The sequence below is a fragment of the Pseudoalteromonas sp. genome (assembly GCF_041613455.1).
Taxonomy (GTDB): Bacteria; Pseudomonadota; Gammaproteobacteria; order Enterobacterales; family Alteromonadaceae; genus Pseudoalteromonas.
In genome coordinates, this window is sequence record NZ_JBFJHD010000203.1 from 1 (window position 1) to 5,401 (window position 5,401).

General features: G+C 43.5%; 5 protein-coding genes. 2 read left to right on the forward strand and 3 right to left on the reverse strand.

Features of this window, described 5'->3' with window-relative positions:
• Positions 1-970, reverse strand: a 970-nt coding sequence (locus ABYB02_RS14175) for an endonuclease/exonuclease/phosphatase family protein (RefSeq protein WP_372763069.1), incomplete at its 3' end; no start/stop codon positions are given.
• Positions 971-1,246: 276 nt separating this feature from the next.
• Positions 1,247-1,747, reverse strand: a complete 501-nt coding sequence (locus tag ABYB02_RS14180) for a hypothetical protein (protein WP_372763065.1) — start codon at positions 1,745-1,747, stop codon at positions 1,247-1,249.
• Positions 1,748-1,970: 223 nt separating this feature from the next.
• Here ABYB02_RS14180 and ABYB02_RS14185 point away from each other — a divergent pair, with 223 nt between their 5' ends.
• A complete protein-coding gene (locus ABYB02_RS14185; protein ID WP_372763066.1) occupies positions 1,971-3,233 on the forward strand; it encodes a valine--pyruvate transaminase in 1,263 nt (420 codons plus the stop codon).
• A 325-nt stretch (positions 3,234-3,558) separates the two neighbouring features.
• Entirely contained in the window at positions 3,559-4,758 is a 1,200-nt protein-coding gene (locus ABYB02_RS14190) for an Nramp family divalent metal transporter (protein ID WP_372763067.1), read from the forward strand.
• Between the two features lie 54 nt (positions 4,759-4,812).
• Here the strand turns inward: ABYB02_RS14190 and ABYB02_RS14195 are convergent, their stop codons facing one another.
• Positions 4,813-5,274, reverse strand: coding sequence for a hypothetical protein (locus tag ABYB02_RS14195; RefSeq protein WP_372763068.1), 462 nt, complete (start codon positions 5,272-5,274; stop codon positions 4,813-4,815).
• Between the last annotated feature and the right edge of the window lie 127 nt (positions 5,275-5,401).

A 5,401-nucleotide genomic window follows, 5' to 3' on the forward strand; every position in this document is an offset into this window, starting at 1 on the left:
AATGACGGTCGTAGCTGTGATAGTCTGTTACTGCAAAAAAACTGTCGTCGTAGCTGGTATCAAACTCACACGACAATAATATGTAATCAAGTACTGAGCAGCATGCGCCATAGTAATGGGTTGGCTTACGCGCGATTAAGTGTTGAGCCGGCTTATCTACTGCACCTATTACGTCTGCCGCAGCGTGTGCGGACGGCGCCATCGTCGCCTGCTGTGTTTTTATATATAACTGCCATGCATCGTATAAACAATAGCGAGCAAGGTAGGTGCGCGCGTCAATCGCTGGCGCAAAGCGCAGCGTATTGGTGAGTAAATGATTAAGTACTCCATCGGCTAAGTCGTTATTAAAATCTCCCATCAGCAGCATAGGCTGTTGCGTTGCCTCACGCCGGCTGATCATTTCCATCATCAGTAATGTGGCTTCACTACCACGCTGCACAGTGGCCGCCCAGCCCCCCGCTACACTGGCCTTTAACGTTTCAATAATGTTTTTTTCAGCCGTCAGCTGGTTATTGCGCTCATCAACTTCAAGCATTGAACGTTTAGATTTAAAGTGCACCACGTAACAATCGCTATTGCCTATATGGGGTAATGTAATGGTGGCTCTAAGTACCTTACGGCTAAATGAAAAATCCTCCGTTAAGCCCAAAGTGTTGGCAAGCTCAGGGTCGTGCTTAACACTGGCTACTTCAACAATGGGATATTTAGCGGCAATTGCCACCACCGGGCGTTTATAAATAAAGTCATCTATTATCTGTGGCTCATCTACCACAGCAAAGTACGCATAACCTTGCTGCTGTACTAATGCTTCAAGTGACTCAATACTAAACACTTCCTGAAAGCCAATCACATCAGGCTGATAATCAGTTAAGTAATCAACAATCCAACACTGCTTTTTAGCCCATTGCTCCACGGTATAAATTTTTTCAAACTCATAAAACGCATTGGGCGGCTCTAGGTAGTTAAACAAATTGAAGGTCGCGATTTTAAGCTGCGTGTTGGTTACTCCGGCAGCAAAGTGATCGCTTGTGTGTGGCGTAACTGCCTGTACTTGAGGTACTAAATTACTAATAATACTGCCCTGTGTAAAAATTGATTGGCTGATCATAGCTATAAAATGTCATATTTAAGTGACAAATCAAGCAGTTTGTTTATTCATTTTAGTGGTTACTGAAAAGCGCTAATAGTTGCCATAAAAATAATGTTATTTGCGCGAATCACAGATGTAAACGGGTCATTCCCCTATTTAAAAATGAAATTTTAAATAGTACGCTAACAGTGGCAACACACTTAACGCCCAAGTGATAGTTATTCCAAGCTTACCGGCAATGATCAGATAACTTTTTTTTGGATTATTCGCGTTATAGTACACCTTTACTTTACCATCCGCTAAACGTTGCACTGCAGACATTTGTAGCTCTAGCAACGCTTTAACATTATGGCTGGCAACAAAAGTCCAAGGTGAAATTTTCTTACCGGTATAAACCACGCCCGCGACTTGGTATGTATACAAAGCCTTAGCGATGTAATCTTGTTCCGCCTTTACGCTATCAGCAAAGGCAAACGTATCAACCCCTAAAGCAACTAACTCTCCTGTTGTAACAGGCCAATAACGGGTTCTCACTTGAAACAGCAGTGAATAACTACAAATGATCAAGGTATATATTGCAGCCCAAAACCAAACTCCTTGGGTTTGCCCCTGCGTTGCCAACTGCCACATATGTTGCAAATAAACAGTAAGCTCCATAACTCATCACTCCTTTTGCTGGCTAATATCGCAATAGCTTACACTATTAAATCGGCTGTTTGTCACAACTTACTTCACGTTAAGCTATTTATTGGCTAGGTAGTGAATATTAGCCAATTTAGTAACAGAATATACTTTACCCAACACAAATGGCTGTTAACGTGAGACTTTGCCAAATAAATCGGGCTATACTGATTTTCTTATTAACCACTGTAGTTGTTGTATGAATTATTCAGACTTTGGCACTAAATTTACCCAGCTCAACGGCATTACCCAGTTAATGGAAGACTTAGGCAATGCTAAAAAAAGTAATAATCCCAATATTGTTATGCTCGGTGGTGGCAATCCTGCTCAGGTGCCTGAGGTAAACGACGTATTTATAACCGAGTTACAGGCGCTGATCGCTACCAATAAAGTATCGCCGCTATTTGGTCTGTATGATGGTCCATCGGGTAATGATGAGTTTCGTAGTGCACTGGCAAACCAGCTCAGCAGCTATTACACCTGGGATATAAGCGCCGATAATATTGCACTGGGTAATGGCAGTCAGGCTAACTTTTTTATTCTGTTTAACCTATTTGCCGGCCTCATGCCAAATGGTAGCCATAAAAAGATTTTATTTCCGCTTGCGCCTGAATACGTCGGTTACGCCGACCAAGGTTTATCGGCCGATATGTTTGTTGCAATTAAGCCCGACATCGAAATTTTAGCCACCCCAAATGGCTCAAAACAGTTTAAATACTTGATTGATTTTAATGCAGTAAAACAAACTTTAGCGAACGATAGCAGCATCGCCGCGTTATGTGTTTCGCGCCCTACCAACCCCACCGGTAATGTAATTACCGACGCAGAGGTTGCACAATTAGATGCGCTTGCCACGCAGTACAATATACCGCTTATCATTGATAACGCATATGGCGATCCTTTCCCTGGTTGTATTTATACTGAGGCAAACTTAAGCTGGAACAGTAATATTATTTTATGTATGTCGCTGTCAAAGTTAGGTTTACCCGGCTTACGTACCGGCATTGTGGTGGCTAATAAGGCAATCATTCAAGCAATCGGCCGTGTTAATGGCAGCATGGTATTATCGCCTAACAGTGTGGGGCCAAGTTTAGTCACGCGGCTGATTAAAAACGATGCATTATTGCCCTTGTGTCACAATGTGGTATTGCCTTTTTATCGTCACAAAGCGCAGGTGGCAATAACGCTGTTCAATGAAATTTTTGCCGATATGAACGTGTACCTTCACAAAGTAGAAGGTGCATTTTTTATGTGGCTATGGTTTAAAGACGCCAAAATAACCAGTGAAATACTATACCAGCAGCTAAAAGCCAAGCATGTGTATATTATTCCTGGGCATAACTTTTTTATTGGTATCGATGATAACTGGGCACACAAACACCAGTGTATTCGTATCAATTACGCCACCGATGCCGCCACTTTGCGTAAAGGCCTAGAAACGATAAAGCATTTAATGGCGTAAGCTCGCCGTACTGAATAGCGCCGCGGTAAACCGACTCCCTCAAGGCAGGCTCATCAGCGAGTGCTGCCGGTATTGTTCCCCCCTTGCAGTGCATTAACTGAGTGTTTTTTATGCAAACGCACCCCAACCCCTTTAAATTTATATATAAGTTGGTATGCTACGCGACCTTTTTTAACATATGATTAGCAAAAAAGGCTAAGCCAAGGGGCGGCTAACGCTGCAAGGCACTTAATATAAGTGGCAGCAATACTCCAGGCATCACGTTAAACAAACGTTAGGTGTAACTTTAAATAGCATTATGCAAAAGCACTATTAAGGTCAAACTATGCGATTAGGACCAGGACTACTCGTCACCGCTGCCTTCATTGGACCAGGGACTATCACTACCGCAAGTGTTGCGGGTGCAAACTTTGGTTTTGCACTAATATGGACATTACTATTTTCAGTAATAGCCACCATATTATTACAATCTATGGCGGCGCGCCTTGGCGTAGCCACCGGGCAAGACTTAGCACAAGCGCTAAGAGCCCACATTGAAACGCCACTATTTAAGTCGCTCGCGGTATTTTTAGTGATCAGCGCCATTGGCGTAGGCAGTGCCGCCTACGAGGCGGGTAACTTAAGCGGCGCCAGCATGGGATTAATTGAAATATTCCCGCACGTAAATGCCCAACTTTGGACACCACTGATTGCAGTATTAAGTGCTGCATTGCTGTATAGCGGAAAACACAAAGTTGTTGAAAATGCGCTTATTTTACTAGTGATTTTAATGAGCTTAGTGTTTATTTCTACGCTCGTTATGGCGGCTCCCGCGCTTAGTGAGGTACTAGCCGGCTTTATCCCCAGCATGCCTGAGGGCTCAGTAACCACGGTATTGGCGCTCGTAGGTACCACCATAGTGCCATACAACTTGTTTTTGCACTCTGGGGTGCTCGCTGCGCGCCACGACAGCCAAAGCGATAAGCAAAAAGTGATTAAAGAAACCAATATAGATACGGGCGTGTCTATCACTTTAGGCGGTGTGATCACGCTCGCTATACTATCAACTGCGTCTGTTGCATTTTATGGCACTGATGCGGGGCAAATTAGCGCTGCCAACATGGCGGTACAGCTTGAGCCATTATTAGGTGATGCGGCTCATTACTTTTTTGCCATTGGTTTATTTGCCGCAGGCTTAACCAGTGCTATCACCGCCCCACTTGCCGGTGCTTACGCGGTGTGTGGTATGTTAGGTTGGTCAAATAAAATGGATAATCCACGCTTTAAAAGCGTCGCAATTGTTATTTTATTATTTGGTGCTGCGGTTGCCTCATTGGGGTTAGACCCTGTGGCGGTCATTATATTTGCGCAAGCTGCCAATGGTTTATTACTCCCCATAGTCACCACCTACCTAGTGTGGTTAGTTAACCAAAAAGCCGTAATGGGTAATTACACTAACTCACTGCTGGTAAACCTGTTGACCTTGCCAGTGCTGGTACTTATTTTTGGTTTAAGTGGTTATAAGCTTATTAGCCTAATTTTTTAGCCCAGTCGTTTAATAGCTAAACACAACAAAGCCGCTGTATTACACAGCGGCTTTTTACAGCGCATGCCCATCCCTTTTGCCACTGTTTAACTGCAGCAATAACGAAAAAACATACCCCCCTATCGCTCCTGCAAACAGTTGTGCATAAAACCCCCAGCCTCTGGCTCCCGCTATAATGTTAATATGCATAATTGATTCAATAGCCAGCAACAGCACAGCAAATGCCGCAATTCCAGTAAACATAAATAATTGCATAGCTTGTTGTTTATGCCTTTTATAAAGTAGCGCGGTAACTAAAAAAGCGCATGCCAGCGCAAGGGCAATAATAGCGCCATAAGTGGGTAGTAAGCCTAGCCAGTCATCTAGCATCAAACTAACACGATCACTTAGGCCCACTACCACACCCACATTTACTAATTGATTGACAACGTAATGGCTATGAAACAAGCTAGCAAGGGTGAATGTAAGTAACCAAGAAACTAAAAATGAAGGGAGTATGCGTGTTAAAAATGACATGGTTACCTCAACTTAAAATAAAGCGTTTAAGCTACATTAGCAAAGGCTTGCAAGGTAAACAATCACTCTGCGGCTTTACGCTGTTTTGGTTTTTTGCGTGCTCTGTAGCGGCAAGCACTACACTGCC

Bases quoted from the DNA above. Each gene is read 5' to 3' on its own strand.
- ABYB02_RS14190 (WP_372763067.1), top strand. From the start codon at position 3,559: ATGCGATTAGGACCAGGACTACTCGTCACCGCTGCCTTCATTGGACCA.
- ABYB02_RS14180 (WP_372763065.1), bottom strand. From the start codon at position 1,747: ATGGAGCTTACTGTTTATTTGCAACATATGTGGCAGTTGGCAACGCAG.
- ABYB02_RS14185 (WP_372763066.1), top strand. From the start codon at position 1,971: ATGAATTATTCAGACTTTGGCACTAAATTTACCCAGCTCAACGGCATT.
- ABYB02_RS14195 (WP_372763068.1), bottom strand. From the start codon at position 5,274: ATGTCATTTTTAACACGCATACTCCCTTCATTTTTAGTTTCTTGGTTA.